Source organism: Streptomyces sp. NPDC033165 (assembly GCF_055577965.1).
Genome location: NZ_JBVIPK010000002.1, coordinates 25,248 through 51,174, shown reverse-complemented (window position 1 = coordinate 51,174; position 25,927 = coordinate 25,248). Strand labels below are relative to the sequence as shown.

The window sequence follows — 25,927 nt, the reverse complement described above, 5'->3', positions numbered from 1 at the left end:
CCCACGTGACTACGCGACGACCGCCGCAAACCCGTCGATGCTACGGGGTCACCTCCCGCCGCCCTCCAGCCCGTCCGCGATCACCTCCGCCAGGTGCCGGGCCCGGCGTCCGGCCAGCTGGTCCAGTTGCGTACGGCAGGAGAACCCGTCCGCGAGGAGTTCGGTCTCCGGTCCCGACTCCCGTACGGCGGGGAGCAACTGCTCCTCCGCGCAGGCCACGGACACCTCCCAGTGCCCCTTCTCGAAACCGAAGTTCCCGGCCAGCCCGCAGCACCCCCCGCTCAGCTCACCCGTCAGCCCCATCCGTTCCCGCAGCCGCCGCTCCGCCGCGTCGCCGAGGACCGCGTGCTGGTGGCAGTGGGTCTGGCCGGTGACCGGGCGGTCCAGGCGGGGCGGGGTCCAGTCGGGGGCGTACTCCTCCAGGTACTGGGCCAAGGTCCTGACGCTCCCGGCCAGTTCGTCGGCGCGCGGGTCGTCGGGGAGAAGTTCGGGCAGGTCCGTGCGGAGGGTGGCGGCGCAGCTGGGTTCGAGGACGACGAGCGGGTGGCCGGGGAGCAGGCCGACCCGGTCCAGGGTGCGGCGCATCACGCGGCGGGCCGCGTCCAGCTGGCCCGTCGATACGTAGGTGAGGCCGCAGCACACCCCGCGCGGGGCCGGCAGCACCGTGCGCCCCGTCGCCTCCTCCAGCACCCGGACCGCCGCCCGGCCCACCTGCGGGGACAGGTGCTCGGTGAAGGTGTCCGCCCACAGGGCCACCGCCCGGTCCGACGCGAGGACGCGCGTCCCCCCGCCCTGCCGGCGACGGCGCAGCCACCGGCTGTACGTCTCCGTCGCCAGCACCGGAATCGTCCGCTCGGGCGCGATCCCCGCCAGCCGTTTCGCGAGTGCGGCGAGCGGGCGCAGCCGGGCCAGGGCGTTCAGCGGGCGGGCCAGGGGCGCGGCCAGGCGCAGCCACCGCGGGAGGCGGCCCAGGGCGTAGTGGGCGGCGGGGCGGAGGCGGCCCCGGTAGTGGTGGTGCAGGAACTCCGCCTTGTACGTGGCCATGTCGACGCCCACCGGGCAGTCGCTGCGGCACCCCTTGCAGGAGAGGCAGAGGTCGAGCGCGTCCCGCACCTCCGTGCTCCGCCAGCCGTCCGTGATCACCTCGCCCGCCAGCATCTCGTGCAGCAGCCGGGCCCGCCCGCGCGTGGAGTGGGCCTCCTCGCCGGTCGCGCGGAAGGACGGGCACATGACGCCCGCACCCGGCGCCTGCGTCGTACGGCACTTGGCGACGCCGACGCACCTGCGCACCGCCCCCGCGAAGTCCCCGCCGTCCTGCGGGTAGCCGAACTCCACGTCGACCGGGCGCTTCGGCAGGACCGCGAAGCGGAGGTTCTCGTCGAGCCGGTCCGGGCGGACGAGCATCCCGGGGTTCAGGCCGCCGTCCGGGTCCCACAGGTCCTTGAACCGGCCGAAGAGGCCGACGAGTTCGTCCCCGTACATCCGGGGCAGCAGCTCCGCGCGCGCCTGGCCGTCGCCGTGTTCGCCGCTGAGGGAGCCGCCGTGGGCGACGACCAGGTCGGCCGTCTCCTCGGAGAAGCGGCGGAAGCGGGCGGTTCCGGCCGGGGTGAGGAGGTCGAAGTCGATGCGCACGTGGATGCAGCCGTCGCCGAAGTGGCCGTACGGGGTGCCGCGCAGGCCGTGTTCGGTGAGCAGCGCCCGGAAGTCGCGCAGGTACGCACCGAGCCGGGCGGGCGGCACCGCGCAGTCCTCCCAGCCGGGCCAGGCCTCACTGCCGTCGGGCATCCGGGTCGCGGTCCCGGCGGCGTCCTCGCGGATGCGCCACAGGGCCCGCTGCCCGGCCGGGTCGGTGACGACCGTCCCGTCGACGGCGTCGGCCGCCCGCAGGATGCGTTCGGCGTGCGCGCGGGCGTCGGACTCGGTCGCCCCGCCCGCCTCGACGAACAGCCAGGCGGCCCCGCGCGGCAGCCCGGCGGACTCGCGTACGAGGTCGGCGGCCATGCCCTCGACGGTGAGCGGACCGTACGGGAGGAGGCCCGGGGCGGCCTCGGCGGCGGCGGACTCGTCGGCGTACCCGAGGACGGCCAGGGCGCGGGCGCGCGGGGGCTCGACCAGGCGCACGGTCGCCTCGGTGACCACGGCGAGGGTGCCCTCGCTGCCGCAGAACGCCCGGACCGGGTCGGGGCCACCGGGGTGTTCGGGGAGCAGGGCGTCGAGCGCGTAGCCGGAGATGCGGCGCGGGAGGTCGGGGTAGCGGGTGCGGAGGGGGGCGAGCTGGGCGGCGATCAGTTCACGCACACCGTGGGGGCCGAGGGCCTCCGGCCCCTGGCCGCTCCCCTGTTCCAGGCGCAGCGCCCCGCCCCCGTACCGGACCACCGACAGTCCCCGTACGTTGTCGGCCGTCGTGCCCCAGGCCACCGAGTGCGCCCCGCAGGAGTTGTTGCCGATCATTCCGCCGATGGTGCAGCGGCTGTGCGTGGACGGGTCGGGGCCGAACGTCAGCCCGTGCGGGGCGGCGGCGGCCCGCAGGTCGTCCAGGACGACGCCGGGCTGGACGACGGCGGTGCGCGCGACCGGGTCCAGGTCGAGGATCGTCCGCAGGTGGCGGGTGAGGTCGAGCACGAGGCCGGTGCCGGTGGCCTGCCCGGCGATGGACGTGCCGCCGCCGCGCGCCACCACCGGAACGCCGTACTCCTGGCAGACCGTCAGCGCGGCCGCGATGTCGTCGGCGTCGCGCGGGGCGAGGACCCCGAGCGGGACGCGACGGTAGTTGGAGGCGTCCATCGTCGTCAGGGCCCGTGCGGCGGGCCCGAAGTCGCTCTCGCCGCGCACGGAGGAGCGGAGCGCCCCGACAAAGGCACGGGAGGGGCCGGAGGGTCCGGAGGGTCCGGTATGCGGTCGATGCTGTTCGGCCATGGCTCCAGCATGCCGTCGGTACAGATGAACTCTTGGGATGCGGTCGGGTAAAGGCGGGCAAGCCGCACAAAAAAGCCCACAAGATCTTCCCAAACAGACCGTCAAGTCTCCTATAGTGACCAAGACTTGAGCAGGAATTATCAGCTCCAGTTGTGCATGATCGCCCACACCCGTGGCGAACTGTCCGGATTTGACCGGCACGGTTTCGCCTTGCCCCACCCCGTAACGCCCCGCCCCGCCCCGCACGTCCGCCACCGAGGACTCCGATTGCGCCCCTCACACCGGCCCACCGCACTCGCCCTGCTGATCTCGGCCGTCGCAACCGGCACGCTGACCCTGTGGGGCGTCGCCGCGGCCCCCGACACGGTACGGACCCCGCTGGCGTGGGGAGCGGGCGCCGCCGCCGTACTGCTGAGCGTCGCCGTGGCCGTCACCGTCCACACCCTGGGGGCCGCGCGGACGCTGCGCGCCCTGCGGGCCGCCGACGCCCAGCGGTTCACCGCCGAGACCTCACGCCTGGTCTCCGCCTCCGCGGCCGAAGCCCAGCGCTTCACCGCCGAGAGTGCCCGGATCAAGGCCGCCGCCTCCGCCGAGACCGCCCGGGTCGCCGCCGACGCCCGCGCCGAGAACGAGCGCATCCGCGCCGAGGCCGCCGCCGAACAGGCCCGCCTCACCACCGCCGTCGAGCGGCTCACCGCCCGCGCCACCCGCGCCGAGACCGAGCGCTCCGCGGCCGTCGCCGCCTGCGCCAACGCTGCCGGACGGATGCAGGCCCTGGCCACCAGCATGCTGGCCGACCTGCGGGAGATGGAGCACCGGCACGCCGACGAGTCCGTACTCGGGGACCTGCTGTACCTGGACCACCGCACCGCCCAGGCGGGCCGCCTCGCCGACTCCATCGCCGTACTGACCGGGGCGCGTTCCGGCCGCCGCTGGGCCAAGCCGATCGTGATGGAGTCGATCCTGCGCGGCGCGATGGGCCGCATCGGCAGCTACCAGCGCGTCCGCCTCCACTCCACCAGCGATGTCGCGATCGCCGGTCACGCGGCCGAGGGCGTCATGCACGCGCTCGCCGAACTCCTCGACAACGCGGCCAACTTCTCGCCGCCCACCGCCGAGGTCCACGTCTACGTGGAGGAGGTCCCGGCGGGCATCGTCATCACCGTCGAGGACAGCGGGCTCGTCATGAGCGAGGTGCAGCTGCGCCGCGCCGAGCGGGCCGTCTCCGCCGAGAACCAGGACCTCACCAGCCTCTCCGGCACCCGCCTCGGCCTCGCCGTCGTCGGCCGGCTGGCCCGTAAGCACGGGCTGACGGTCTCGTTCCGGCCGTCCGCGCGCGGCGGCACCGGCGCGCTGATGATGCTCCCTCAGGACCTCATCTCCCGCGCCCCCGCACCGGCCGTACGGACGCCGGCTGCCACGCTCCCGGCCACCCCGGCCACCACGACACCCGCCGAGCCGGAGCCGTCCCACGCGTCGGCCGAGGACGCGGGCGCCGCCGACCCCGCCCCCGCGGCCCGCAACGCCCCGGACGGCGCCTCCGGTGACACCGCCTCCATGCCCCTGCCCCCGGCGGCGGAGCCCGCACACTCCCCGGAGTCCGCGTCCGAATCCACCGGCAGCGTGCCCACGTTCGGCGAGAGCGGTCTGCCCAAGCGCCGCCGCGGCCGCACCCTGGCCGCCGCCGAAGCCCGTACCGGCAACGCCGCCCCCGGCGAAGCCGACACCCCCCGGGCCCGTACCACCACCGACCCGAAGGTCCAGGCAGCGCGCTTCAGCACCTTCAGCAGGGCGGTACGAGCCAACTCCCCGCACCCGGAAGGCAACACCCGATGACCGCGACCACCGACGAGAAGCTCAACTGGCTGCTGGAGGGGCTGCTCGACCGCACCCCCGGCACCCGCCACGCCCTCGTCCTGTCCCGCGACGGCCTCAAGCTGTGCCGCACCCCCGAGCTCTCCGTCGACCAGGCCGACCAGCTGGCCGCGATCTCCGCCGGAATCCAGAGCCTCTCGCACGGCGCGTCCATCGAGTTCGGTGACGGCACCGGCGGCGTACGGTCCGCGATGACCGAGTTCTACGGCGGCGTGCTGTTCATCGTCGAGGCGGGCGCCGGTGCCCACCTCGCCGTCGTCGCCGACGAGGACTCCGACGTGGGCCTCGTCGGCCACAACATGAGCGAGCTCGTCGAACAGCTCGGCGAGCACCTGGTCGCCCCGCCGCGCGCACCCGTGGCGGAGGGCACGGCCGTATGACGACGGCGCCCCGCCCGCGCCCGGGCCGCGACGACGATCCGGACCGGCTGTACACCCTCACCGGGGGCCGCAGCCGTTCCGATTCGGCCGCCTTCGACCTGGTCACGCTCGTCGTCGCCGAGTGCGACCCGGCCCCCGGCATGCAGTCGGAGCACGTCGCGATCCTGCGGATGTGCCAGGGCCCGACCGCCGTCGTCGAGATCGCCGCGAGCCTGAACCTGCCCGTCAGCATCGTTCGCATCATGCTGTGCGACCTGCTCGACACCGGCCGGGTCAGCGCCCGCCACCCCCGTACCGCCCGTGTCGCGGACCGGCTCCCCGACCCCGACATCCTGGAACAGGTGCTCGTTGGACTCCGCAACCTCTGACCGCGCCGCCCTGAGCTCGACGGCCGACAACGGACTCAAGATCGTTGTCGTCGGCGGCTTCGGCGTCGGCAAGACCACCATGGTCCGATCCGTGAGCGAGATCCGTCCGCTCAACACGGAGGAGACGATGACCCGCGCGGGCGAGGCCGTCGACCACCTCGACGGCGTACAGGCCAAGACGTCCACCACCGTGGCGTTCGACTTCGGCCGCATCACGCTCGACGAACGGTCCGTGCTGTACCTCTTCGGCGCGCCCGGACAGGAGCGGTTCTGGTTCCTGTGGGACCGGCTGTTCTCCGGCACGCTAGGCGCGGTCGTCCTCGTCGACACCCGCCGGCTCGCCGACTCCTGGTATGCCATCGACCGCCTGGAGCACCACGGCACACCGTTCATCGTGGCGTGCAACGACTTCGGCGGCCCGCTCCACAGCGAGCAGCAGATCCGCGAGGCCCTGGACCTCTCGGAGGACGTACCGCTGGTGGAGTGCGACGCACGCGACCGGTCCTCCAGCAAGTACGTGCTCATCACGCTCGTCGAACACCTGGCCGCGCTGTCCGCCGCCCGCCTCCGCGCCCCCGAGGCGGCCGTCCCCGCAGGGGCCCTGGCCGACGCGGCCCTGGCGGCTGCCGGACCGACCCCGGAGCCCGCCCCGTGACAACCACCACCGGCACCACCGGCACCACCGCCTCCGGCTGCCCCGTCACCCACGGGTCCGTCCCCCTGTCCGGGCCCCGCTTCCAGAGCGACCCCGTCCAGCTCTACCGGGACATGCGGCGCGACCACGGCGCCGTCGCCCCGGTCGTGCTCGACGGGGACGTGCCCGCCTGGCTGATCCTCGGCTACCGCGAACTGCACCAGGTCACCGGCGACCCGGTCCTCTTCAGCCGGGACTCCGACCTGTGGAACCAGTGGGACCGCATCCCCGACGACTGGCCGCTGCTGCCGATGATCGGGCGCAAGCAGCCCTCGATCCTCTACACGGTCGGCGAGCGCCACAGCGTCCGGGCGATGATGATCAGCAACGCGCTGGAGGGCGTCGACCCGTTCTCCCTGAAGCGGTACGCGGAGGAGTTCGCGGACGAGCTGATCGACCGGTTCTGCACCAAGGGCTCGGTGGACATCATCGCGGACTACGCCAAGCTGCTCCCCGCCCTCGTGCTGGCCAGGATCTACGGCTTCTCCGACGCGGAGGCGCACCCCCTGGTCGGCGCGATCAACGACATGATCGACGGCCGCGAGCGGGCGCTCGCCGGACAGCAGCACCTGGCCACCTCGATGTTCCGGCTGCTGGCCGACAAGCACGCCGAGCCCGGCGACGACGTGGCCAGCCGGATGATCGCCGACCGCGGCGGTTTCACCGACGAGGAGGTCGCCCAGGACCTCATGGTGATGATGGCGGCCGGGCACCAGCCGACCGCCGACTGGATGGGCAACTCGCTGCGCCTGATGCTCACCGACGACCGGTTCGCCGCCTCGCTCTCCGGCGGGCGGCACAGCGTCGCCGAGGCGATGAACGAAGTCCTCTGGGAGGACACCCCCACCCAGAACGTGGCGGGCCGCTGGGCCTCCCGCGACACCCACCTCGGCGGCCGCCACATCCGCGCCGGTGACCTGCTGCTCCTCGGCCTCGCCGCCGCCAACGGGGACCCCCAGGTGCGGACCGACGGCTCGACGCTGACCGGCGGCAACAACGCCTTCCTCTCCTTCGGCCACGGCGAGCACCGCTGCCCGTTCCCGGCCCAGGAGACCGCCGAGGTCATCGCCCGTACCGGCATCGAGGTCCTGCTCGACCGGCTGCCGGACGTGGACCTCGCCGTCCCCGCCGAGCAGCTCACCCGCCGCCCGTCACCGTGGCTGCGCGGCCTGACGGACCTGCCGGTGACCTTCACGCCCACGCCCGCCCTCGGCAGACCCGGAAGTTTCGGAGGCCCCGCATGACCCGCATCGCGCTCGACCCGTTCGTCACCGACCTCGACGGCGAGAGCGCCGCGCTGCGGGCCGCCGGTCCGCTCGCGGAGGTGGAGCTGCCGGGCGGGGTGCACGTCTACGCGGTCACCCGCCACGCGGAGGCCCGCGCGCTGCTCACCGACAGCCGGGTGGTCAAGGACATCAACGTCTGGAACGCCTGGCAGCGCGGCGAGATACCGATGGACTGGCCGCTGATCGGCCTGGCCAACCCGGGCCGCTCGATGCTGACGGTCGACGGGGCGGACCACCGCCGGCTCCGTACGCTGGTGGCGCAGGCGCTGACCGTGAAGCGGGTGGAGCGGCTGCGGGCGGGCATCGAGGCACTGACGAACGCGAGCCTGGAGAAGCTGGCGGCACTGCCGGCCGGGCAGCCGGTGGACCTGAAGGCCGAGTTCGCCTACCCCCTGCCCATGAACGTGATCAGCGAGCTGATGGGCGTGGACGGGGCGGACCACCCGCGCCTCAAGGAGCTGTTCGAGAAGTTCTTCTCGACGCAGACCCCGCCGGAGGAGGTCCCGCAGATGATGGCGGACCTCGGGGCCCTCTTCACGAAGATCGTCGACGACAAGCGGGCGAACCCGGGCGACGACCTCACCAGCGCCCTGATCGCGGCCTCCGAGAACGGCGACCACCTCACCGACGAGGAGATCGTCAACACGCTGCAACTGATCATCGCCGCCGGACATGAGACCACGATCAGCCTGATCGTCAACGTCGTCGAGGCGCTCCAGACCCACCCCGAGCAGCGCAAGAAGGTCCTGGACGGGGAGATCGGGTGGGAGGGCGTGATCGAGGAGACGCTGCGCTGGAACACCCCGACCTCGCACGTCCTGATCCGCTTCGCGACGGAGGACATCGAGGTGGGCGACCGTATCCTCCCGAAGGGCGAGGGCCTGATCATCTCGTTCGGCGCGCTGGGCCGCGACGAGGAGCAGTACGGCCCGACGGCGGGCGAGTTCGACGCCACCCGCACCCCGAACCGCCACATCGCCTTCGGCCACGGCCCGCACGTCTGCCCGGGCGCGGCACTGTCCCGCCTGGAAGCGGGGATCGCGCTCCCCGCCCTCTACGCACGGTTCCCGGAACTGGAGCTGGCGGTCCCGGCCACTGAGCTGCGCAACAAGCCGATCGTGACGCAGAACGACCTGTACGAGCTGCCGGTGGAGTTGGGCTGCCCGTTCGGCCACGAGGCGTAGTCCTCCCGGTTGCGCGGGCGTCCACGGGCCGGAGCGCACGTCTCATCGGACGGACACGGTTGCTGGGCCGCGCCGTCGAGGGACTACGCTCCGACTCGTGGCCGACATCCAGATTCCCGCTGACATCAAGCCCGCCGACGGACGCTTCGGCGCCGGTCCTTCCAAGGTGCGGACGGAGGCGCTCGACGCGCTGGCCGCCACCGGCACCTCACTCCTCGGCACGTCCCACCGCCAGGCCCCGGTCAAGAACCTGGTCGGCGAGGTACGCGACGGCGTGCGCGCGCTCTTCTCCCTCCCCGAGGGTTACGAGGTCATCCTCGGCAACGGCGGCTCCACCGCCTTCTGGGACATCGCGACGCACGGTCTGATCGAGTCGAAGTCCCAGCACCTGAACTTCGGTGAGTTCTCCTCCAAGTTCGCCAAGGCCGCGAAGCTCGCGCCCTGGCTGTCCGACCCGACCGTCATCGCCTCCGACCCGGGCACCCACCCGGACCCGCAGGCCGAGGCGGGCGTGGACGTCTACGCCTTCACGCACAACGAGACGTCGACGGGTGTCGCGGCCCCGGTCAAGCGCGTCGCGGGCGCCGACGAGGGCGCACTCGTCCTGGTGGACGCCACCTCCGGGGCGGGCGGGCTGCCGGTCGACATCACCGAGAGCGACGTCTACTACTTCGCCCCGCAGAAGTCCTTCGCCTCCGACGGCGGCCTGTGGATCGGCGTGTTCTCCCCGGCCGCCCTGGAGCGTGCGGCCCGCGTCCACGCCTCGGGCCGGCACATCCCGGAGTTCTTCTCGCTGCCCACGGCCATCGACAACTCCCTCAAGAACCAGACGTACAACACCCCGGCGCTGTCCACCCTCTTCCTGCTGAACGAGCAGCTGAAGTGGATGAACACCCAGGGCGGCCTGGACTTCACGACGGGCCGCACGGCCGCGTCCTCCGGCCACCTCTACGGCTGGGCCGACGAGTCGAAGTACGCCACCCCGTTCGTCACGGACCCGGCGAAGCGCTCGCAGGTCATCGGCACGATCGACTTCGCGGACGAGATCGACGCGGCGGCCGTCGCCAAGGTGCTGCGCGCCAACGGCATCGTGGACACCGAGCCGTACCGCAAGCTGGGCCGCAACCAGCTGCGCGTGGCGATGTTCCCGGCGATCGACCCGGCGGACGTGCAGGCGCTGACGGCGTGCATCGACTACGTGATCGAGAAGCTGTAGCGCTGCGGTTCTCCGCTGTACGGAGACGGCCCGGCACCCACGTGGGTGCCGGGCCGTTTCTGCTTCACTCGACCGGGCGTGCCGAAGCCTCGCTGGACGTCGACGAGATCGTGCGCGCGGGCAGCCTGAAACGCTGAGGACGCGGCACTACTCCCCCGACGCCGCCACCAGCACCGCCCGCAGCTCGGCTATCCCCGCCAGCCATTGCTCGTCCGCCCCTGCGTCCGCCCACAGGTCCAGTGGCTCGGCGTTCTTCGCGGTGAGGCGGTCCAGGGCGCGGACGGCCAGGGGGCGCAGGTCGGCGGGGAGCGGGGGCAGGGAGGCCTTGGGGCCGTACGGCGTGGTGACGGGCTCTCCCCCGGGGCACTGCGCGGCGATCAGCGCGGCGGCGGCCACCGCCCCCTCCCCGCCGTCCACATAGTCCTCCGGCCCGGTGTCCGCCACGGCGGTCAGGACGTCCCGGAGCACGTCCGCCTTCCTCCCGGGCTCCGCGTCGTCGACCCGGCCGCCGAAGTCGGCGGCGGTGTCGTTGTCGAAGTGGCCGATGTCCCAGGCGCCCATGGGGTCCCCCTCAATCCGCTGTGCTGGTGTTCCCATACTCACAGCCGCCACTGACAATCGGCCTGCGCGCGAGGACGAACCCCTGCGGTGCCCGCTCCGGGAACGGCCCGTCCGTCTCCCGCTCCCGCCACACCCGGGACACCACCTCCAGGCCCGCGCCCCGCAGCAGTTCGGCCACCCGCTCCGGCTGCCGCCGGTGGAAGACGAGCGAGATCTCCATGCCCCACGCCTCCGTCAGCCGCAACGGCTCGTCCCCGACCTGGAAGCCGAGCTGTACGTATCCGCCGGGGGCCAGCACCCGGTGGAACTCCGCGAAGGCGCGCGGCAGTTCCTCGTCCGGCACGTGGATCGTCGAGTACCAGGCGAGCAGCCCGCCCAATGACGCGTCCGGCAGCGCGAGGCCCAGCATGGACCCCTCCTCGAAACGCAGCCCGGGGTGGTCCTTCCGTGCCTCGGCCAGCATCTGTGGGGCGAGGTCGATCCCGAACACGTCGAGCCCGAGGCCAAGTCCGTGCAGATACCCGGTCACCCGGCCGGTACCGCAGCCGACGTCGGCCAGCGGGAGCCCGCCGCCGCCCTTCGCCACCAGCTCGGCGAAGACGGTCAGCAGCCCGCGCTCAAGAGGCTTGGCCGCCAACTCACCTCGGGAGAAATCGACATAGGCGGGCGCCATGGTGTCGTACGAGGCCCGGGTGGCGTGCAGGAAGTCGGGAGAGGGGTCGGGAGAGGTCATGGCCACCACCCTATGAGTCCGATGTATTCAGTGGTCGTAGGCGATCAGTGAGCGTTTGACTGCGGCGCCGGTGGTCCAGTTGTGCCAGATGCCGGCGGCGAGGGCGAGGAGTCGTTGTCCGGTGCGGGCGAAGACTCCGGCGGGGCTTCTGCCGCCGTGCTGTTCGAGGCTGACTTGGCCTTTGAGGGTGTCGATGACAGCCTCGATCCACTGCCGGACTGGGGCGACCTTCCCGTGCCGGACCGGCTCGTCCTTGCGGTCCGGCCGCACGAGGTGGGTGCCGAGGCGCTCGCTGACGAAGGTCTCGAACTCCTTCCCGGCGAAGCCATTGTCGGCGAGGATCACCTGCCCCTGGCAGACGAGGTGGTGGTCGCGCTCCAGCAGGGCGGCCATCACCTCCCGTTCGCCGGGCTTCGGGTTGGCCACGCACCAGGTAACGGGCCTGCGCTCGGCGGTGGTGACCAGGTAGAGCCGGAATCCCCAGAAGAACGAAGGGCGCAGATGACCTGGTCAGGACACTGGCGCGGATACGGTCCGTGGACCGGTAGCAGGGACACGTACGGCCAGGAGGCCCTACGCCGTCCGGGTGCAGAACTGAACTCCGAACACACCCGCGCGTTCGTCTCCTCGACGCTGCCGCCCCTCATGACCGGACACTGGCTCATGCGGCAGAACCAGACCACGGTGGAACGCACCTGGACTCGTGTGCTGGGTGCCGTCACGTGGCTGAAGAGCACGTACGAGGCGAATCGCCCCTGCTGAGAGGGACGACGGCGGCCGCGCCTACGCCACCCTCGAACGCAAGATCGCTTACGCGATGGACTGCCCTCCCCGAGGGATCGACGTCTGCTGGGTGCAGTACACCAAGTCCCAGAGCCTGAGCTCCTTGTCGGTGGTGTGCTGCCTCAACCACCACCCCGGCCTCCCTTGCCCCCTAACGGACTCAGCATGCGCCCTGCCTCCACACCAACTGAGCTTCAGGACGTGGATTCAGGCTCAGGGCGGAAGCACGCTGATTGAACGGTGACCTCAAGTTGGGCCGGATCGTCGCTCGGCCTGCCATGGAAACGGGCATCGACGGAGAATTTCCCATTGGCCGAGTCGGCGACAATTTGCGGACTTTTCGCCCGACTGTCATCCGGGCCGTCTTTTACGATCTTCCACCCCTTCTTCGGCAGCTGGCTTCGCAATCTATCCATTGCTTCTTCCAGATTCTTGGCAGGAGGCCCGTAGACGCCCCAGGGGTGGTGCGCCCGATACGTTCCTCCCTCACACGGAGAGATCATGGCACCCGCCTCGGTCACCTTCGCCTCCAGCGAAAGAATCTCCAGGATCGAGCTCGAAACCTTCTCGACCTCGTCCTGCACCTTGGAACTGGCACGCACCGGAGCGTCGGCGCTGTTTTCGTTCATCCCAGAACACCCCGAAAGAAGCGAGCAAAAGAGGATCACGCAGGCTGTACTCTTGCGTGTCTTGCGTGTCTTGCGTGTCTTGCTGGTCCCGTATTTCGCGGGACTAGTCATGCTGGACTCGTTCATATTTTCCCGCAATCACGGCTGCTTGATTTCTGAGGCTGGTTGATTCAGGATCCCAGAACCCACCGTGATCACCCGAGTCGCTCTTCATGATGTTCCCGCCGAAGCGTTCGTCGGTGGGGATTGTCAGGTTGTCGCCGAGTCCCATCAAGCGGCCGCCCTGACGGACGACCTGGTCGTCCCCGGGCGCGCCCATGGCCCACACGTGCTGGGCGCCGATTCCCAGATCCGCCGCATGGTCGGCCTGCACGCCGGGGCTGCCGACAACGATCACATCATCAGCGATGCGTGGGGTCGGACCGAGTTGCCCGATCGGCCCGATGTCCGACTGGGCGGCAACGCCCACAACAGTGCTTCCATAGCTGTGCCCAATGAGCGTCATGTGGCCCGGGTTTCCGGGGCTGGTTTCATGCGCGGCCCTGTTTCCTTCCATGAAGCTGCGCAGCGTCGGGCCGGCATCTTCTGCGTACGACCCGCGAGTGGCTTCGCCGAAAACCTTGTCGGGAGCGTCGTAGTCGAGCCAAGTGATAGTGGAAAAGCTCTTATCCGGAGCCATCTTTCCGCTCTCCGCCCACAGCCTCTCGCTTCTACCGAAGTCGCCCAAGTCGGCGCCCTCAGCGATCTTCTCGATGTTGGCTTTGGTCCCAGGCACATATACGGCCGTATGGTCTGCGGTGTCAGGATTCCCGTTCGCCAGGATGATTTTCCCGTCAGAATGACCCACAGGGTCGTAGCCAAGAAGGTACGCCTCTGGGAGGCCACGCACGCCGGTCCGGTCGAAGCGGTCCTGGATCTGGTCCATCCCCTTGAGGTAGCCCTCCAGCTCCTTTTTCCTGTCGCTGTACTTTTCATCCCACTTCACGTAGTCGTCGGTATACACCCTGACCGGGCCTCTGCCGGTGTTGACGTACGTGTACTTCGTCGGCGCCGCCGGGATCGCCTTCAGGGCCTGTTCGTACTCGCCGCGCTTCTCCGCGAAGACCGTGCGGTTGGCCTCGTCACGGGTTTCGGCGGGCAGCCCGTCCAGCGCTCCGACCGAGGCGGCGTTCAGGGCGAGGTGGGCCGACTGCTCCTCCGCGCTGAGGCCCTTCCACCAGGACGCGTTGTCCTCCGGGGTGCCGTCCTTCGGAGGCTCCGGCAGCGAGTCGAGGTAGTCCTTGCCCGCGCCGCGGACACCGCTCGTGTCCGACCGAACGTCCGCCCAGTCCCGATGGGAGACCGTCAGGTCGTCGTCGGCCTTCAGCGCGCGCAGTTTCGGCGCCCACTTCGTATCAGCGTCCGTGGCTTCTTCCAGGGCGTCGGCGATCCGGTTGGCGTACGCCCTGGCCTTGCCGTAGTGCGGGTTCGGGTGGATGTTGGCCGCCTGGCGATCCAGCGCGTCGGGCATGGAGCCGCCTCCGGCGCGCCCGGTCACCGTGCCGCCGTCCGCCATCTCCTCGTCGCCGGGCTTCTTGCCCGCCGGATACGAGACGGAGCCGTCGGGGTTGACCGTGCAACCGTCGGCTCGGGCGTCCTCCATGGCCGCTTCCAGCTTGCGCTTGGCCGCCGCCATGTCGAAGGCGAAACCGTTCAGCGCGGTGCTCACCAGGCCGCACTCGACCTGCGCGTAGTGGAAATTCGCCGACAGCTTCTTGAGCTCGTCGAGAGCGGCCTTCGCCGCCTCGCCCTCCACCTGGTTGCGGAGTCCCACACTGATCTGGTTGTCGATCGTGTCCTTGGCCGTGGAGGCCATGTCACCGGTCGCCCGGTATCCGTCCGCGGCCTCTTCGTACTCGGACGGCTTGAAGGCTTTCAACGTGGCCAGGTTCATGAGCTGGATCACCGCTCCTTTGCCTGGCCGCCAACGGCCTCGGTGTCCCGGTACTTCACCGCGAGCTTGTCCAGCTCCGCCGTGACTTCCTGCTCGGACTTCGACAGATCGTGGCCTGCCTTCTGCAGCAGCCCGCCCAACGTGTCACAGCGGCCGCTCACGTCGCCGACGTACTTCTTCCAGGAGTCGTAGAGCTCCTTCTGCGCTGCGGCGCTCCGGCATCCCCCGGTGTCACCGAGCCCCGTCTGCCCCTCGGTCAGCTTCGTCAATGCCTTGCCAACACCGTCCTTGAGACCCAGGACGCCCTCGCCGGCCTTCACCCATGCCCTTTTGTTCGTCTTCAGATCTCCTGAAGCCGGCCCAGCTGAGGCCCCGTCCTCCGAAGGAGCCCGGTTCAGCTGCATGTGGACAGTTCCGCGCGCCGACGCATCAGCTTTCAGTTGCTCCCACTCGTCCCACGCCACCGCGAAACTCTCCCCACTTCCCCGTTTCCCCGTGCCCTGTTTCCAGGCGCCTCGGGCCGAGTGGACATACTCTCCGGCGTCGACGGGACAAATCAAACACAGGGTTTGCCATAGCCAGACTCCCGCTGCCGGCCAAGGAGATCAGGCCACATCGGTGAACTCGGGCAAGGTGAGGGCCGAATGGGCCGGGCGGCCGGATCTTTGCGGCGGGGTTGTGCTGAGCTCGCGCAGCCCCTTGTTTCGCTGCGTCCTCGGTTCCGCCTCGGCGTCAGACACCGCTCCGGGCACGCCCGGCGAGGAGCTGCGTCTCCCAGGCGAAGGCCACACCCGTGGCGCCCCCGTGCTGGGCCTGGACCGCGGCGGCCCCCTGGATGGTCTCCTCGCGGGCCCAGTCGCGCTGCCACTCGCCCATCACGGCCAGCCACGTGATCGGCACGACGCCCGCCTGGACCATGCGCCGCACCGCCATGTCGTGGGCCTCGGCCGAGACACCCCCCGACGCGTCGGTGACGGCGTAGACCTCGAATCCCTCGCCCACCGCCTGGATGGCGGGCATCGCCAGGCAGATCTCCGTCCAGAGCCCGGCCAGGATCAGCTTCTTCCGCCCGGTCGCCTTGACGGCGTCGACGACGCGCTCGTCCTGCCACGTGTTGATGAAGGTCCGGTCGATCGGCCTCTGTTCCGGGAACACGTCCTGGATGCCCTGGATGATCAGGCCGCCGCGCTCCTCCAGAACGGTCGTCAGGATGGTCGGCACGTCGTAGACCTTGGCAGCCTTGGCGAGCCCGACGACGTTGTTGACGATCATCGTCGGCTCATGGCTGTTCAGATTGGCGAACTGGAACGGCTGATGGTCGATCAGTACCAGGACGCTCTCCTCCGGCGTCAGCAGCGTGTCGAGTCCGGACTTGTTCTGGGTGCTCATGGGATTCCCCTTCTGGAGCTTCACGTGTACCCGCCGCAACGGTTTAGTTGACGCGTCATCCACATTAGGGACCAATGATTGATGCGTCAACTACCCATTGGGGCAGCCGATTTGCCGCGGCGCACGGAGGCCCGATCGCCCGATGCGGGAGCCGGCCCCGTCCAGGCGATGGCTCAGCCACCGACCGCCTCGCTACGCTCCTCGCATGGACGCACCGCCACACTGGCTGACCCCGGAGCAGCAGGCCGCCTGGGACAGCTTCATCCGCATGCAGGAGAAGCTCATCGGGCGACTCTCACGCCAGGTACAGGCCGACTCCCGCATGTCCCCCTCCGACTACATCGTGTTGGCCAAACTCACCGAGGCCGGCGGCCGGATGCGCTTCATGGACCTGACCAAGCTGGTGGAGTGGGAAAAAAGCCGCATGTCCCATCAGGTGGGGCGGATGGCGAAGCGCGGACTGGTGACCAAGGAGGACTGCCCCGACGACGGACGCGGAGCGTTCATCATCGCCACCCCCGCCGGCCGCAGGGCGATCGAGGACGCCGCCCCCCTGCACGTCCAGCATGTCCGCCGGCTGTTCATCGACGCCCTCACCCAGGAGGAGCTGGACACCCTCTCCCACATCGCGAACCGCGTCCTCACCCACATGGAGAAGCAGCCCGACTGACCGGCTCCGGGCAGCGCCGCGAGGTACTGCGCCCAGGCATCGAAACCCGGCACGATCGACTGCGCGGACCTGCATGACGAACCGGCTCGTCGAGGCGAGGTCAGACGGGTTTGAGCAGGTCGCGGAGGTTACTCATGTGCGCCTTGACGTCGACGATCTCGGCGGAGTGGGGCGAGTTCCCTTCGCCCCCGGAGTGGGTTTCGCGGCAGTCTCGGCAGAGACCGTCGGGGAGGGCTTCCGGCCGACCGGGACGTCCGCAGTCGGTGCATTCCATGAGGAGGCGGCGAGGCGGGGCGAGGGCGGCGGGTTGGGCGTTCTCGGTGGGAAGTCGGGGTGGGATCTTGTCGGCGAGGCGGCGGCGGACGAAGCCGAGAGGGCTGTCGACCCTGGCGGGCAGCCCTGCGGTGAGGGCGCTGGTCAGGTAGTCGATGGTGACGCCCCGGGCGAGCCATTGCGCCGCCAGTCCTTCCAGGGCGGCGCAGTCGTCGGCGGAGAGGGTGAGGCGGTGGTCGTCGCGGCCGAGGCGGGCCAGGGCGAGGTAGGCGGGGGAAAGGCCGACTTCGGAGGTGTGGGGCGGTGCGGGGGCAGACGGAGCAGTCGGCGCGGGCTCGGCGTCCGGTGCGTGGGCAGGGGTGCGCTGGTGCGGTACGGCGGCGGGTTCGGGCGCCGGTTCCCTACCGGGGCACTCCGGGGCGGACGGCGGGGAAGCCGTGTCCGGGGCCGGGGCGCCCGGTGCGGAGCTGACGGTCCGGGCGGCCTTCTCGGTGGCGAGGTAGGCGCTCCACCACTCGTTGTCGCGGGCGGTGCGGGACCAGAAGGTGCGGAAGACCCACCGGGTCTCGTCGCCCGCGCCGACGACCGGGCACCGTACGCGCCGCAGATGCCCGGCGACGGACAGGGCGGTGAGGGCGGTGGAGATGGCCTGCTGCCCGTAGAGCGGGAGCTGTTTGGCGAGGTGCTTCACGCTCATCGCCGCGCCCTCGGGGAGGTGGTCGACGAACCCGGCCACGTACCGCTCGCGCGTCGGCAGCAAGGCGAAATCATCGCGCGTACGCGGAAGTTGGTCCGGCGCCGTGCGTTTGCCGTATCCGGGCTTGGCCATCGGGTACGCGGTGGAGTGTGCGGGGGCGTGCAGGGCGGAGCTAGGCTGCTTGATAGCCACGGGATCGACTTTCTTGGGTAGTCGTCTTGCGGTGAGACCCCGGCCTGGTGTGCCAACACCGTGTCGGGGTCGTTTGGTTCTCGAACCGTAAGCAGTCGTGACGCTGCGCCGCAAGCTGTCACGATTAGTCATACTTCCCGGCCGTGACGAGGTGGGGGAGGTGGGGAGGTTCTCCCAACCCCCTTCATCTACCTACCGGTTGAAGAAGGCGCTCGAACCCCGGGTCCCGCATCCCGACGCCCGAATCCCGGGCCCCGAGCTTCGGGCCGGGGCACTGCCCACGTACACCCGGAAGAGTGAGCCGGGCCGTCCCGAGGCCCGAGGCTCGGGACTCGGGACTCGGGCACCGAGTCCCGGGCGCAGGGGCGCGCTCGCCCGATCACCGCCAGGCAGTCCCCGCGCTTCGACGAGTCGGATCTGGACCACGATGTACGTGAGTCCCCCAAGGCGCTCATCAAGGGCTCGCCTACCGCCTGTTGCGCGCAACTGCTCTGCCTTGATGAGGATCTGCAATTCCGCGCAATCTGCCCTCGGTCTGGTGCTATCCGCCGCATCCTGGATTCCCACTCAGCGTAGACGGAGGGCACTATGACGCTCCTCAGGTTCCTCGGCACCACCAGCGACGACGGAGACTGCCCCACTCTTTACGAGGTCGAGGGCACCACCGACATCCTTGTCCAGGGCGACCGCGTTACCGACCCAGAGCACCTGGCGCAGCTCCGCGATGTGAAAGACAGCGAGACATTCGTACTGGTGCCACGCGATCTCCTGGTCCGCTTCGCACCACGCACTACCGTTCCTGAGATGGTGGCGTTCTCCGAGATCGCCCCGCTGTTCCGCGAGTTCAGGCACACCGCGTTCCGGCTGGAGACCCGGCACGGATACGCCTCCGACCGCAACAGTCCGAAGTGGAGACGGTGGAAGAGCGGTGCGGACATCTCGGCTGAGCCGGACAACGCATGGCGCGAGAATGTCCGGGCGCAGACGGCTCGGGGAAAGCGGTTCGAGCGGGTCCGGCTCGTCGACGAGCCTCTGACCGAGGGGCAGCGGTTTCTTCTGGCCAGCGGCCAGGGCAACGTGGCGGCTGGTGAGGACATCCGCAACCTGCCACGCTCCCAGGCAGTTCGACTTGGCCTGCCCGGCCACGACTTCTGGCTGTTCGACTCCCGGCTGATCGCCAGGTTCGTCTTCGCTGAGGACGACACGACCCTCGGCGTCGTCCTCAGCGAAGACCCAGCCGAAGTCGCTCTCGCGTGCCAGGCGCGAGACGCGGCCTGGCACCACGCGACACGCACCGCGGACTTCGCGAAGGAAGTAACTTCGACCGGGTGAGCACCGACTTCCAAACCGCGCGGGTCGCCCTCGGAGCACGGCTCCGCGAGCTACGCAGCGAGGCGGGGCTCAACGGCAAAGGCGTGGCCGAGGTGCTCGGCTGGCAACGCTCGAAGGTGTCCCGCCTGGAAACAGGAAAGCAGACCCCCACCGTGAGCGACCTGATGGAGTCGGCCCAGGCGATGGGGCAGCCTGGTGCGGCGACCGAGTTACGGGGACGGCTCGTCGGACTGGAGTCGCAGTACCGGTCGTGGCGACGGCAACTCGCGGGTGGTCATCGGGCACGCCAGGAGCTGGCCGTCACCGAGACGATGGCTACGCAGCTCATCCGAGGTGTCGAGGTGTCCCGCATTCCGGGACTGTTCCAGACCGCGGACTACGCCCGGCACACGTTCGAGGCGAACGCCGAGTTCCGCGGAATCCCGAGGGACGTCGAGGCAGCGGTCCGGGCGCGCATGCGCCGCCAAGAGGCGTTGTACGAGGCCGGCAAGCACTTTCGGTTCGTGGTGTGGGAAGCAGCCCTGTATGTACTGACGTGCCCCCGCGAGGTGATGGCCGCACAACTGGACCGGCTTGCCGGACTGATCGGCCTGGACACTGTCGAGATCTGCGTGCTTCCCCTCGGTGCGCAGCTGAGGCGTGCGCCGGGCCACGGGTTTTGGATCTATGACCGGCGTCGCGTGATCGTCGAGACGATCAACACCGAGATGTGGCTCGACGACGAGGAGAACGTCGTTCTGTATGAGCGGGCGTGGGATCTGATGGCCGAAGCCGCGGTCCAGGGGCCGCAGGCACGACGTTTGATCGGTCGCGCACGGGCGTCGTTGGAGCTCGGTTAGGCAACCGTGCCCAATGCGTACAGCGGGATTCGCAACCTGGCACAACCGCCCAGCGCACCTCGTGCTCAGCTCTCTAACGTGCTGCTCATGGCCACGCGGATGCGTGTAGCTCCAGCCCACACCAGCCCGAAGGAAAAGCCATGAGCACGCTGACCATGCCCTCACACGGGCCCGAAGCCGCATACCGGATACTTCTTGACCACACCACGACCTGCACCGCCTGCCGTGCCGGAGTGCCGTGTTCGACGGCTGCGCGTCTGGGCCGGGCGTGGCGGGAGGCCCGGCGCGGATGAGGTGTTACGCGGAGGGCGGTGTGCACGAGTTTCCGATTGCGGACGGGTCGGGTGCCTATTGTCCGGAGCATGGGGTGACGTTGTTGTGGCGTGGCGATCCGGTCACCGCCGCCGATGTGGCCGAGGAGACGGGCACCCACCCGGGCGGGCTGTCGGCCGGGGTGGACGGTCCGTACGGCGTCGTCTGTCGCAGCGCTTCGGTGTCGGGTCTGCCTGCTGCGCATGCCCTGTGCCGTCGGCCGGACTGTGTCTGCCCGTGCCACACGTCGGCCACTGTTCTCCGGGATGCCGGATGAGGGTCAGCCTGTCGGTGACGGATGTCCGTACCTGTGAGGCGTGTTGGCGCGCTCCGGTCACCACCGTACGGCACACCGCCCGAGGCCGGGACCTTCTCTGCCGGGCATGTGCCGAGAGTGGTCGTCCGTGCCGCGTCGGCCTCTTCCCGCCGTACGGGATCTACCGGCTGCACCGCCGCCCCGCCGATCGAACCGTTCCACCGGGCAGAGGAGATGGACGATGACCACCACCCCCGTACAGGCTGAGGGCGGCAAGCATGGCGGGCCTCCGTCGGACAAGCCGTGGACGCCGCCGTCGGAGCCGAAGCCGTCTCCGGACGGCAGCCGCCCCACGTACGTCCCGCAGCCGTGAACGCACCGCACCAGGTACCGACCTACCCGGATCTGGTCCGGGCTCTTGCCGATCGCGGGTTGCTCAACGCCCGTTGGCGGCAGGTCTTCGAGGCCGTGCCGCGCGGCCGGTTCGTTCCGGCGGACGTCTGGCGGCAGTTGCCCGACCGGTGTGAGCCGGTCGTGGGGACGGACGCCTGGCTGGCGCTGGTCAACAGCGACGAACCGGTCGTCACACAGCTCGACGACGGAGCGGTGGGCGGACCCGGTGTCGCGACGTCGTCGAACTCGATGCCCTCGATGGTGGCCCGGATGCTCGGGCTGCTCGATGTCCGGGACGGTCAGCGTGTACTGGAGATCGGGACCGGCACCGGGTACGTGGCCGCGCTGCTCTGCGAGCGGCTCGGTGACGATCTGGTCCACAGCGTCGAGCTGGACCCGGTCGTGGCGCGGCAGGCGGCCGACGCCCTCGCGCAGGCCGGGTACCGGCCGCATCTGCTGGTCGGGGACGGTGAACAGCCCTGGCCCGGCCTGGGACTGGTGGACCGGCTGGTCTCCACGTGTGCGCTGCGGTACGTCCCGTACGCGCTGCTGCGGCAGGTCCGGCCCGGCGGGGTCGTCGTGGCTCCGCTGGCCCGGGAGTTCTGGTCGGGTGCGCTGGTCCAGCTCCGTGTTCAGGATGACGGTACGGCGGTGGGGCCGTTCTGCGGCGGGGCCACGTACATGCCGATGCGCGGCCATCGCGTACCGGATCTCCACGAGGTACGGGGCAGGGGGCGGGCCCGGGCGTCGGGCCTGGACCCCGCGCGGCTTCTCGACCTCGGGTTCGCGCTGTTCGCGGGGGCGCGGCTGCCCGGCGTACGCCTCGTCCACCAGGACACCGCTGACGGTGTTCAGGTGTGGGTGACCCGGGAGAACGGGTCCGGAGCGACGGCCGCCACGGGGGAGGAGGTGTGGCAGTACGGGCCCGGGTTCCTGTGGGAGGAGATCGAGCAGGCCTGGTGGGAGTACGAGTCGGCGGGGCGACCTGACCCGGAGCGGTTCGGGCTGACCGTGACCGACCGGGGGCAGCAGGTATGGCTCCGCGACCCGCGCGAGGTCATCCGGCCGGCCAGGGCGTAACACGCGTCAGGGCCTGCCCTGAGTTGGCCCGTGGCGTCGCGCGAAGGGCCGACTCAGAGCAGGCCCTCACGGGCCCCCGGAACAGGCGTGTCGGCAGTCCACCGCTGCTCTCCGTCCTCCCACCCCCCGGTCGGCCGGAGGCCCGCCGCCGCAGCCACCGCCTCGGACGCCGCGTGGTCGGGGTGGATGTGGGCGACGAGCGTACGGACACCCGCGTCCGAGGCCAGGTACGCCACGAGGCCCTGCACCGCCTCGCTCGCGTGGCCCCGGCCCTGCCACGGGGTCCCGATCACCCAGGCGATCTCCGCGCGGGGCCCTCGTACGGTCGCCTGGACGTACCCGGCGAGGCAGCCCTCCGCGCGGACCCGGAGCACCCAGTTCCACCACAGCTCCCCGGCGTCCGGCGAACCGGCGCACTGCCGCTCGTACCGGGCCCGCAGCGCGACCGGGTCCGGCGGGCCGCCCCCGGTGAACACGTACAGCGCAGGGTCGGCGAGGACGGCGGCCATCTCGTCGGCGTACGCCGGATCGAGGGGGAGCGCGTCGAGGCGGGCGGTGGTGAAGGGCCAGGGCCCGGTGGTCGGCGGCACGGTCCCCGACCCTACGCGCGGCCTGCCCGCGCCCGCCCCTCAGTTACTCAGCCGCTCACCCGCTCGGCAGCTCACGTGCTCAGCAGCTCACCTGCTCAGCAGCCTGAACCGCCGTACCGCCAGCGGCAGGAACACCAACGTGATCACGGTCGGCCACACCACCGCCATCAGCAGAGCGTGCTCCTCCACCCACGTGCCGCCGCCCGCCACCGGATTGCCGAACAGTTCACGGGTGGCCGTAGCGGTCGATGAGATCGGGTTCCAGGCGGCGACCGCGCCCAGCCAGCCCGGCATCAGGGAGGGGGCGACGAAGGTGCTGGAGATCATCGTGAGGGGAAAGGCGACCGCGTACAGCCCGCCCGCCGCCTCCGGGGTGGGGACCAGCAGGCCCAGCCAGACGCCCACCCAGATCAGGCTGAACCGCAGCAGCAGGAGCAGCCCGAACGCCCCGAAGGCGGCCACCCCCCCGCCACCCGCGCGCCAGCCGATCAGCAGCGCGGTGGCGGCCAGGATGGTCAGCTCGGCGGCGGCGACCACCAGGTCGGCCACCCCGCGTCCGGAGGCGAAGGCGGAGGGGGCCATCGGCATGGACCGGAAGCGGTCGACGACCCCCCTGCCGGTGTCGGTGACGACGGCCACGGCAGTGTTCATGAAGCCCATGGCCATGGTCATGGCGAACATGCCGGGCATCAGGAACTCCCGGTAGTCGCCGCCCCCGGGCACCTTCATGGCGCTGCCGAAGATGTACCCGTACAGCAGGACGGAGAGGATCGGGAAGCCGAGCTGCCAGAGGACGGCGGCGGGATGGCGCTGGTAGTGGGTGAGGGTGCGGCGGGTGATGTTCCAGCAGTCGGAGACCGCCCAGTAGGCGAGTCCGTGGTCCCGGCCCGCTCGGGGCGACGCCACGGGGTTCTGGTCGAGCGTGGTCATGCCGCCGCCTCTCGCACGTCGGGGATCTCGATGTCGTGGCCCTCGCCCGTGTCGCGGTCCGTGCCGTGCCCCGTCAGCCGCAGGAACACATCGTCCAGGCTCGGCCGGCGCAGCCCGATGTCCTCCACCGCGATCCCGTCGCCCTGAAGGCTCCGGGCCACCTCGGTCAGGGCGGCCACCCGGTCCGCGACCTGAGCGTGCACCCGACGGGCGGTGCCGTCGGTGACGACGAGCCCGCCACCGGCCACCCGCTCGACGACCTTCGCCACCGCGGCCAGGTCGCGCTCGTCCGCGGCGACGACCTCGATCCGGTCGCCGCCGACGCGGTTCTTCAGCGCGTCCGGGGTGTCGTCGGCGATGGCCCGCCCCCGGTCGATGACGGTGATGTGCGAGGCGAGCCGGTCCGCCTCGTCCAGGTACTGCGTGGTGAGCAGCACCGTCGTGCCGCCCGCCACCAGGGCCCGGACCGCGTCCCAGACCTCGCCCCGGCCGCGCGGGTCGAGCCCGGTCGTCGGCTCGTCCAGGAAGAGCACGTCGGGCGAGAGGATCATCGAGGAGGCGAGGTCGAGTCGGCGCCGCATGCCGCCGCTGTACTCCTTGGCGCTCCGGTCGGCCGCCTCGACCAGGTCGAACCGGTCCAGCAGCTCCCTGGCACGCTGCCGGGCCCCGCGGTTGCCCAGGTGGAAGAGGCGCCCGAACATCTCCAGGTTCTGCCGCCCGGTGAGGCCCTCGTCGACGGCGGCGTACTGACCGGCGAGCCCGATCCTGCTCCGTACGCGACGGGGTTCGCGCCGCACGTCGAGCCCGGCGACCTCCGCCCGGCCCCCGTCGAACCGCAGGAGGGTCGCGAGGACCCGTACGGCGGTGGTCTTTCCGGCCCCGTTCGGGCCGAGGAGGCCATGGACAGTGCCGGGGCGCACGGCGAGGTCGAATCCGTCCAGCGCCCGATTCTCCGCCCCGCCCTTCCCCCGCGCCCGGTACCGCTTGACGACCCCCTCGGCGAGCACCGCGTACCCGGACGTGGACCTCGCCCCTGCTTCAGGCATGAACATGGCGCAACCCCCTGCTTCTCCGGTCGACCAGAAAGCGAATTGAGTACACCGTACCGGATGATGGGTACGGTGTACTCCAATGCGAGTACGGCGTACCCAAATCTTCTCCGGCGCATTACGCTGACGCCATGGCGAAAGACGGATCGACAGCGACAGCGACAGCGACGACGGACGGCGCGGCGACCGGGAGCGGCGACATCGCCCGCAGCCTGGAACTCCTGTGGGGCACCGGCGAACGCCCCAGCCGCGGCCCCAAGCCGGGCCTCACCCTGGACCGGATCGTCACGGCTGCCATTGCCGTGGCGGACGCGGAAGGGCTGTCCGCCGTCTCCATGCGCCGGCTCTCCACCGAGCTGGGCACGGGCACGATGTCGCTCTACCGGTACATCCCCGGCAAGGCGGAACTGCTGGACCTGATGCTCGACCGCGTCCTCGGCGAACCGCTGCCGACGGGCCCCGGCGAGCCCCCCTCCGACTGGCGGGCGGCCGTCGACCGGATGGCCCGCGGGCACCTGGACAACCTGCGCCGCCACCCCTGGCTGCTCAAGATCAACCAGGCCCGTACGGTGCTCGGCCCCAGCGCCCTGCGCGGACTTGAGCTCGCGCTCACCGGTCTGCGCGGCATGGGCCTGCGGGACCCCGAGCTGATCGGCGTGATCATCACGGTCAACAGCTTCGTGGAGGGCCTCGCCCGGACCCAGGGCGATGCGGCGGAGGCGGTGGCGCAGACCGGGCTGAGCGACGAGGAGTTCTGGGACAACCAGCGCCCCTACCTGGAGCGGGCCATGCTCAGCGGGGAGTACCCGGTGATGGCGGCGATGGCGGAGGACACCTTCAGCGCCGAGTTCGATCACTTCGAGTTCGGCCTCCAGCGGCTGATCGCCGGTTTCGAGGCCCTGGTCCGGGAACGGAGGGCGGCGCAGAAGTGACAGCGGACGCGGCCCGTGTCCCAATGGATATATGGACGCCAGCCGGGAGCTCGCTCCTTTCGTCAAGCAGTACGCCGTCCTGCTGAGCACCCACCGCCAGGACGGGACGCCCGTCGGCACGCCGGTCAACATCGCCGTCGAGGGCGATCACGCGTTCATCCGGACGTTCTCCTCGGCCTGGAAGGTCGAGCGCATGCGCAACCACCCGCAGGTGGAGATCGCCCCCTGCACGCTCCGGGGCCGGCCCACCGGACCGCAGATCAGGGCCCATGCCCGGCTGCTGCCGGCAGGCACGAAGGAGAACACGCACGCGGCGCGGATGCTGTCGCGCAAGTACCCGATCGTGCACGGCGTGCTGGTGCCGCTCGCGCACCGGCTGAAGAGGGACCGGACGCTGCACTACGAGGTGTGGCCGGTCACCGACGACGACTGAAC

The 25,927-nt window shown here is 70.7% G+C and carries 25 protein-coding genes and 1 pseudogene; 14 read left to right on the top strand and 12 right to left on the bottom strand.

All coding sequences use genetic code 11. From position 1 onward, the window contains the following. Positions 1 to 48: 48 nt before the first annotated feature. Entirely contained in the window at positions 49 to 2,916 is a 2,868-nt protein-coding gene (locus ACZ5WC_RS04505) for an FAD-binding and (Fe-S)-binding domain-containing protein (RefSeq protein ID WP_468539458.1), read from the bottom strand. A 267-nt stretch (positions 2,917 to 3,183) separates the two neighbouring features. Here ACZ5WC_RS04505 and ACZ5WC_RS04500 point away from each other — a divergent pair, with 267 nt between their 5' ends. From ACZ5WC_RS04500 to serC, 7 genes are all read left to right on the top strand, one after another. Beyond that, the gene (locus ACZ5WC_RS04500) at positions 3,184 to 4,752 is read left to right on the top strand and encodes a sensor histidine kinase (RefSeq protein ID WP_468539457.1); all 1,569 of its coding nucleotides are present in this window, start codon (positions 3,184 to 3,186) and stop codon (positions 4,750 to 4,752) included. After that, the gene (locus tag ACZ5WC_RS04495) at positions 4,749 to 5,171 is read left to right on the top strand and encodes a roadblock/LC7 domain-containing protein (protein WP_096627743.1); all 423 of its coding nucleotides are present in this window, start codon (positions 4,749 to 4,751) and stop codon (positions 5,169 to 5,171) included. The genes ACZ5WC_RS04500 and ACZ5WC_RS04495 overlap by 4 nt, the downstream gene beginning before the upstream one ends. After that, on the top strand, positions 5,168 to 5,539 hold the full coding sequence (locus ACZ5WC_RS04490) for a DUF742 domain-containing protein (RefSeq protein WP_096627745.1): 372 nt from the start codon (positions 5,168 to 5,170) through the stop codon (positions 5,537 to 5,539). Before ACZ5WC_RS04495 ends, ACZ5WC_RS04490 begins: the two co-directional genes overlap by 4 nt. Next, positions 5,520 to 6,194 carry a GTP-binding protein gene (locus ACZ5WC_RS04485; protein WP_311120890.1) on the top strand — a complete coding sequence of 225 codons (675 nt, stop codon included), beginning with the start codon at positions 5,520 to 5,522 and terminating at the stop codon, positions 6,192 to 6,194. The genes ACZ5WC_RS04490 and ACZ5WC_RS04485 overlap by 20 nt, the downstream gene beginning before the upstream one ends. Beyond that, complete coding sequence (locus tag ACZ5WC_RS04480) at positions 6,191 to 7,477, top strand: cytochrome P450 (protein ID WP_468539456.1); 1,287 nt, start codon at positions 6,191 to 6,193, stop codon at positions 7,475 to 7,477. The genes ACZ5WC_RS04485 and ACZ5WC_RS04480 overlap by 4 nt, the downstream gene beginning before the upstream one ends. After that, the gene (locus tag ACZ5WC_RS04475) at positions 7,474 to 8,703 is read left to right on the top strand and encodes a cytochrome P450 family protein (RefSeq protein ID WP_468539455.1); all 1,230 of its coding nucleotides are present in this window, start codon (positions 7,474 to 7,476) and stop codon (positions 8,701 to 8,703) included. Before ACZ5WC_RS04480 ends, ACZ5WC_RS04475 begins: the two co-directional genes overlap by 4 nt. Positions 8,704 to 8,800: 97 nt before the next feature. Continuing rightward, positions 8,801 to 9,919, top strand: a complete 1,119-nt coding sequence (gene serC / locus ACZ5WC_RS04470; RefSeq protein WP_468539454.1) for a phosphoserine transaminase — start codon at positions 8,801 to 8,803, stop codon at positions 9,917 to 9,919. 147 nt (positions 9,920 to 10,066) lie between these two features. Here serC and ACZ5WC_RS04465 read toward each other — a convergent pair whose 3' ends face one another. From ACZ5WC_RS04465 to ACZ5WC_RS04435, 7 genes and pseudogenes are all read right to left on the bottom strand, one after another. Further along, positions 10,067 to 10,480, bottom strand: coding sequence for a DUF4259 domain-containing protein (locus ACZ5WC_RS04465; RefSeq protein ID WP_468539453.1), 414 nt, complete (start codon positions 10,478 to 10,480; stop codon positions 10,067 to 10,069). Positions 10,481 to 10,490: 10 nt separating this feature from the next. After that, a complete protein-coding gene (locus tag ACZ5WC_RS04460) occupies positions 10,491 to 11,213 on the bottom strand; it encodes a class I SAM-dependent methyltransferase (RefSeq protein WP_468539452.1) in 723 nt (240 codons plus the stop codon). Between the two features lie 27 nt (positions 11,214 to 11,240). Next, positions 11,241 to 11,702: pseudogene (locus ACZ5WC_RS04455) on the bottom strand (transposase); the annotation flags it as partial. Between the two features lie 488 nt (positions 11,703 to 12,190). Then, the gene (locus ACZ5WC_RS04450; RefSeq protein WP_468539451.1) at positions 12,191 to 12,625 is read right to left on the bottom strand and encodes a hypothetical protein; all 435 of its coding nucleotides are present in this window, start codon (positions 12,623 to 12,625) and stop codon (positions 12,191 to 12,193) included. Positions 12,626 to 12,728: 103 nt separating this feature from the next. Next, positions 12,729 to 14,558: an alpha/beta hydrolase gene (locus ACZ5WC_RS04445; RefSeq protein WP_468539941.1), complete on the bottom strand. Its 1,830-nt coding sequence runs from the start codon at positions 14,556 to 14,558 to the stop codon at positions 12,729 to 12,731. Positions 14,559 to 14,566: 8 nt separating this feature from the next. Further along, positions 14,567 to 15,022, bottom strand: a complete 456-nt coding sequence (locus ACZ5WC_RS04440) for a hypothetical protein (protein ID WP_468539450.1) — start codon at positions 15,020 to 15,022, stop codon at positions 14,567 to 14,569. A gap of 268 nt (positions 15,023 to 15,290) precedes the next feature. Continuing rightward, on the bottom strand, positions 15,291 to 15,947 hold the full coding sequence (locus ACZ5WC_RS04435) for a hydrolase (RefSeq protein ID WP_468539449.1): 657 nt from the start codon (positions 15,945 to 15,947) through the stop codon (positions 15,291 to 15,293). 205 nt (positions 15,948 to 16,152) lie between these two features. Here ACZ5WC_RS04435 and ACZ5WC_RS04430 point away from each other — a divergent pair, with 205 nt between their 5' ends. Continuing rightward, on the top strand, positions 16,153 to 16,617 hold the full coding sequence (locus tag ACZ5WC_RS04430) for a MarR family winged helix-turn-helix transcriptional regulator (protein WP_468539448.1): 465 nt from the start codon (positions 16,153 to 16,155) through the stop codon (positions 16,615 to 16,617). A 100-nt stretch (positions 16,618 to 16,717) separates the two neighbouring features. On the opposite strand, the gene ACZ5WC_RS04425 is transcribed toward ACZ5WC_RS04430, so the two are convergent. Then, positions 16,718 to 17,719 carry a MarR family transcriptional regulator gene (locus tag ACZ5WC_RS04425; protein ID WP_468539940.1) on the bottom strand — a complete coding sequence of 334 codons (1,002 nt, stop codon included), beginning with the start codon at positions 17,717 to 17,719 and terminating at the stop codon, positions 16,718 to 16,720. 648 nt (positions 17,720 to 18,367) lie between these two features. On the opposite strand from ACZ5WC_RS04425, the gene ACZ5WC_RS04420 reads away from it, so the two are divergent. The 4 genes from ACZ5WC_RS04420 (at position 18,368) to ACZ5WC_RS04405 (ending at position 21,991) form a co-directional block, all read left to right on the top strand. Beyond that, positions 18,368 to 19,111: a DUF6879 family protein gene (locus ACZ5WC_RS04420; protein ID WP_468539447.1), complete on the top strand. Its 744-nt coding sequence runs from the start codon at positions 18,368 to 18,370 to the stop codon at positions 19,109 to 19,111. Continuing rightward, positions 19,108 to 19,950, top strand: coding sequence for a Scr1 family TA system antitoxin-like transcriptional regulator (locus ACZ5WC_RS04415; RefSeq protein WP_468539446.1), 843 nt, complete (start codon positions 19,108 to 19,110; stop codon positions 19,948 to 19,950). Before ACZ5WC_RS04420 ends, ACZ5WC_RS04415 begins: the two co-directional genes overlap by 4 nt. Before the next feature lie 809 nt (positions 19,951 to 20,759). After that, positions 20,760 to 20,891 (top strand): hypothetical protein, encoded by a 132-nt coding sequence (locus ACZ5WC_RS04410; protein WP_392943133.1) that lies wholly within the window; start codon positions 20,760 to 20,762, stop codon positions 20,889 to 20,891. Beyond that, a complete protein-coding gene (locus ACZ5WC_RS04405) occupies positions 20,888 to 21,991 on the top strand; it encodes a methyltransferase domain-containing protein (protein ID WP_468539445.1) in 1,104 nt (367 codons plus the stop codon). The genes ACZ5WC_RS04410 and ACZ5WC_RS04405 overlap by 4 nt, the downstream gene beginning before the upstream one ends. Positions 21,992 to 22,044: 53 nt before the next feature. On the opposite strand, the gene ACZ5WC_RS04400 is transcribed toward ACZ5WC_RS04405, so the two are convergent. From ACZ5WC_RS04400 to ACZ5WC_RS04390, 3 genes are all read right to left on the bottom strand, one after another. After that, a complete protein-coding gene (locus ACZ5WC_RS04400) occupies positions 22,045 to 22,581 on the bottom strand; it encodes a GNAT family N-acetyltransferase (protein WP_468539444.1) in 537 nt (178 codons plus the stop codon). Between the two features lie 87 nt (positions 22,582 to 22,668). After that, positions 22,669 to 23,511: an ABC transporter permease gene (locus tag ACZ5WC_RS04395; RefSeq protein WP_468539443.1), complete on the bottom strand. Its 843-nt coding sequence runs from the start codon at positions 23,509 to 23,511 to the stop codon at positions 22,669 to 22,671. Then, positions 23,508 to 24,563 carry an ATP-binding cassette domain-containing protein gene (locus tag ACZ5WC_RS04390; protein ID WP_468539442.1) on the bottom strand — a complete coding sequence of 352 codons (1,056 nt, stop codon included), beginning with the start codon at positions 24,561 to 24,563 and terminating at the stop codon, positions 23,508 to 23,510. The genes ACZ5WC_RS04395 and ACZ5WC_RS04390 overlap by 4 nt, the downstream gene beginning before the upstream one ends. A gap of 128 nt (positions 24,564 to 24,691) precedes the next feature. Here ACZ5WC_RS04390 and ACZ5WC_RS04385 point away from each other — a divergent pair, with 128 nt between their 5' ends. Both ACZ5WC_RS04385 and ACZ5WC_RS04380 read left to right on the top strand, forming a co-directional pair. After that, a complete protein-coding gene (locus tag ACZ5WC_RS04385) occupies positions 24,692 to 25,492 on the top strand; it encodes a TetR/AcrR family transcriptional regulator (protein WP_468539441.1) in 801 nt (266 codons plus the stop codon). 31 nt (positions 25,493 to 25,523) lie between these two features. Next, positions 25,524 to 25,925: a PPOX class F420-dependent oxidoreductase gene (locus ACZ5WC_RS04380; RefSeq protein ID WP_468539440.1), complete on the top strand. Its 402-nt coding sequence runs from the start codon at positions 25,524 to 25,526 to the stop codon at positions 25,923 to 25,925. The last annotated feature ends 2 nt before the right edge of the window (positions 25,926 to 25,927 follow it).

Coding starts and splice junctions, on each gene's coding strand:
- ACZ5WC_RS04445 (WP_468539941.1), bottom strand. CDS start 14,558: ATGAACCTGGCCACGTTGAAAGCCTTCAAGCCGTCCGAGTACGAAGAG.
- ACZ5WC_RS04435 (WP_468539449.1), bottom strand. CDS start 15,947: ATGAGCACCCAGAACAAGTCCGGACTCGACACGCTGCTGACGCCGGAG.
- ACZ5WC_RS04495 (WP_096627743.1), top strand. CDS start 4,749: ATGACCGCGACCACCGACGAGAAGCTCAACTGGCTGCTGGAGGGGCTG.
- ACZ5WC_RS04490 (WP_096627745.1), top strand. CDS start 5,168: ATGACGACGGCGCCCCGCCCGCGCCCGGGCCGCGACGACGATCCGGAC.
- ACZ5WC_RS04390 (WP_468539442.1), bottom strand. CDS start 24,563: ATGTTCATGCCTGAAGCAGGGGCGAGGTCCACGTCCGGGTACGCGGTG.
- ACZ5WC_RS04460 (WP_468539452.1), bottom strand. CDS start 11,213: ATGACCTCTCCCGACCCCTCTCCCGACTTCCTGCACGCCACCCGGGCC.
- ACZ5WC_RS04425 (WP_468539940.1), bottom strand. CDS start 17,719: ATGGCCAAGCCCGGATACGGCAAACGCACGGCGCCGGACCAACTTCCG.
- ACZ5WC_RS04430 (WP_468539448.1), top strand. CDS start 16,153: ATGGACGCACCGCCACACTGGCTGACCCCGGAGCAGCAGGCCGCCTGG.
- ACZ5WC_RS04410 (WP_392943133.1), top strand. CDS start 20,760: ATGACCACCACCCCCGTACAGGCTGAGGGCGGCAAGCATGGCGGGCCT.
- ACZ5WC_RS04465 (WP_468539453.1), bottom strand. CDS start 10,480: ATGGGCGCCTGGGACATCGGCCACTTCGACAACGACACCGCCGCCGAC.
- ACZ5WC_RS04450 (WP_468539451.1), bottom strand. CDS start 12,625: ATGAACGAAAACAGCGCCGACGCTCCGGTGCGTGCCAGTTCCAAGGTG.
- ACZ5WC_RS04475 (WP_468539455.1), top strand. CDS start 7,474: ATGACCCGCATCGCGCTCGACCCGTTCGTCACCGACCTCGACGGCGAG.
- ACZ5WC_RS04380 (WP_468539440.1), top strand. CDS start 25,524: ATGGACGCCAGCCGGGAGCTCGCTCCTTTCGTCAAGCAGTACGCCGTC.
- ACZ5WC_RS04385 (WP_468539441.1), top strand. CDS start 24,692: ATGGCGAAAGACGGATCGACAGCGACAGCGACAGCGACGACGGACGGC.
- ACZ5WC_RS04505 (WP_468539458.1), bottom strand. CDS start 2,916: ATGGCCGAACAGCATCGACCGCATACCGGACCCTCCGGACCCTCCGGC.
- ACZ5WC_RS04420 (WP_468539447.1), top strand. CDS start 18,368: ATGACGCTCCTCAGGTTCCTCGGCACCACCAGCGACGACGGAGACTGC.
- ACZ5WC_RS04395 (WP_468539443.1), bottom strand. CDS start 23,511: ATGACCACGCTCGACCAGAACCCCGTGGCGTCGCCCCGAGCGGGCCGG.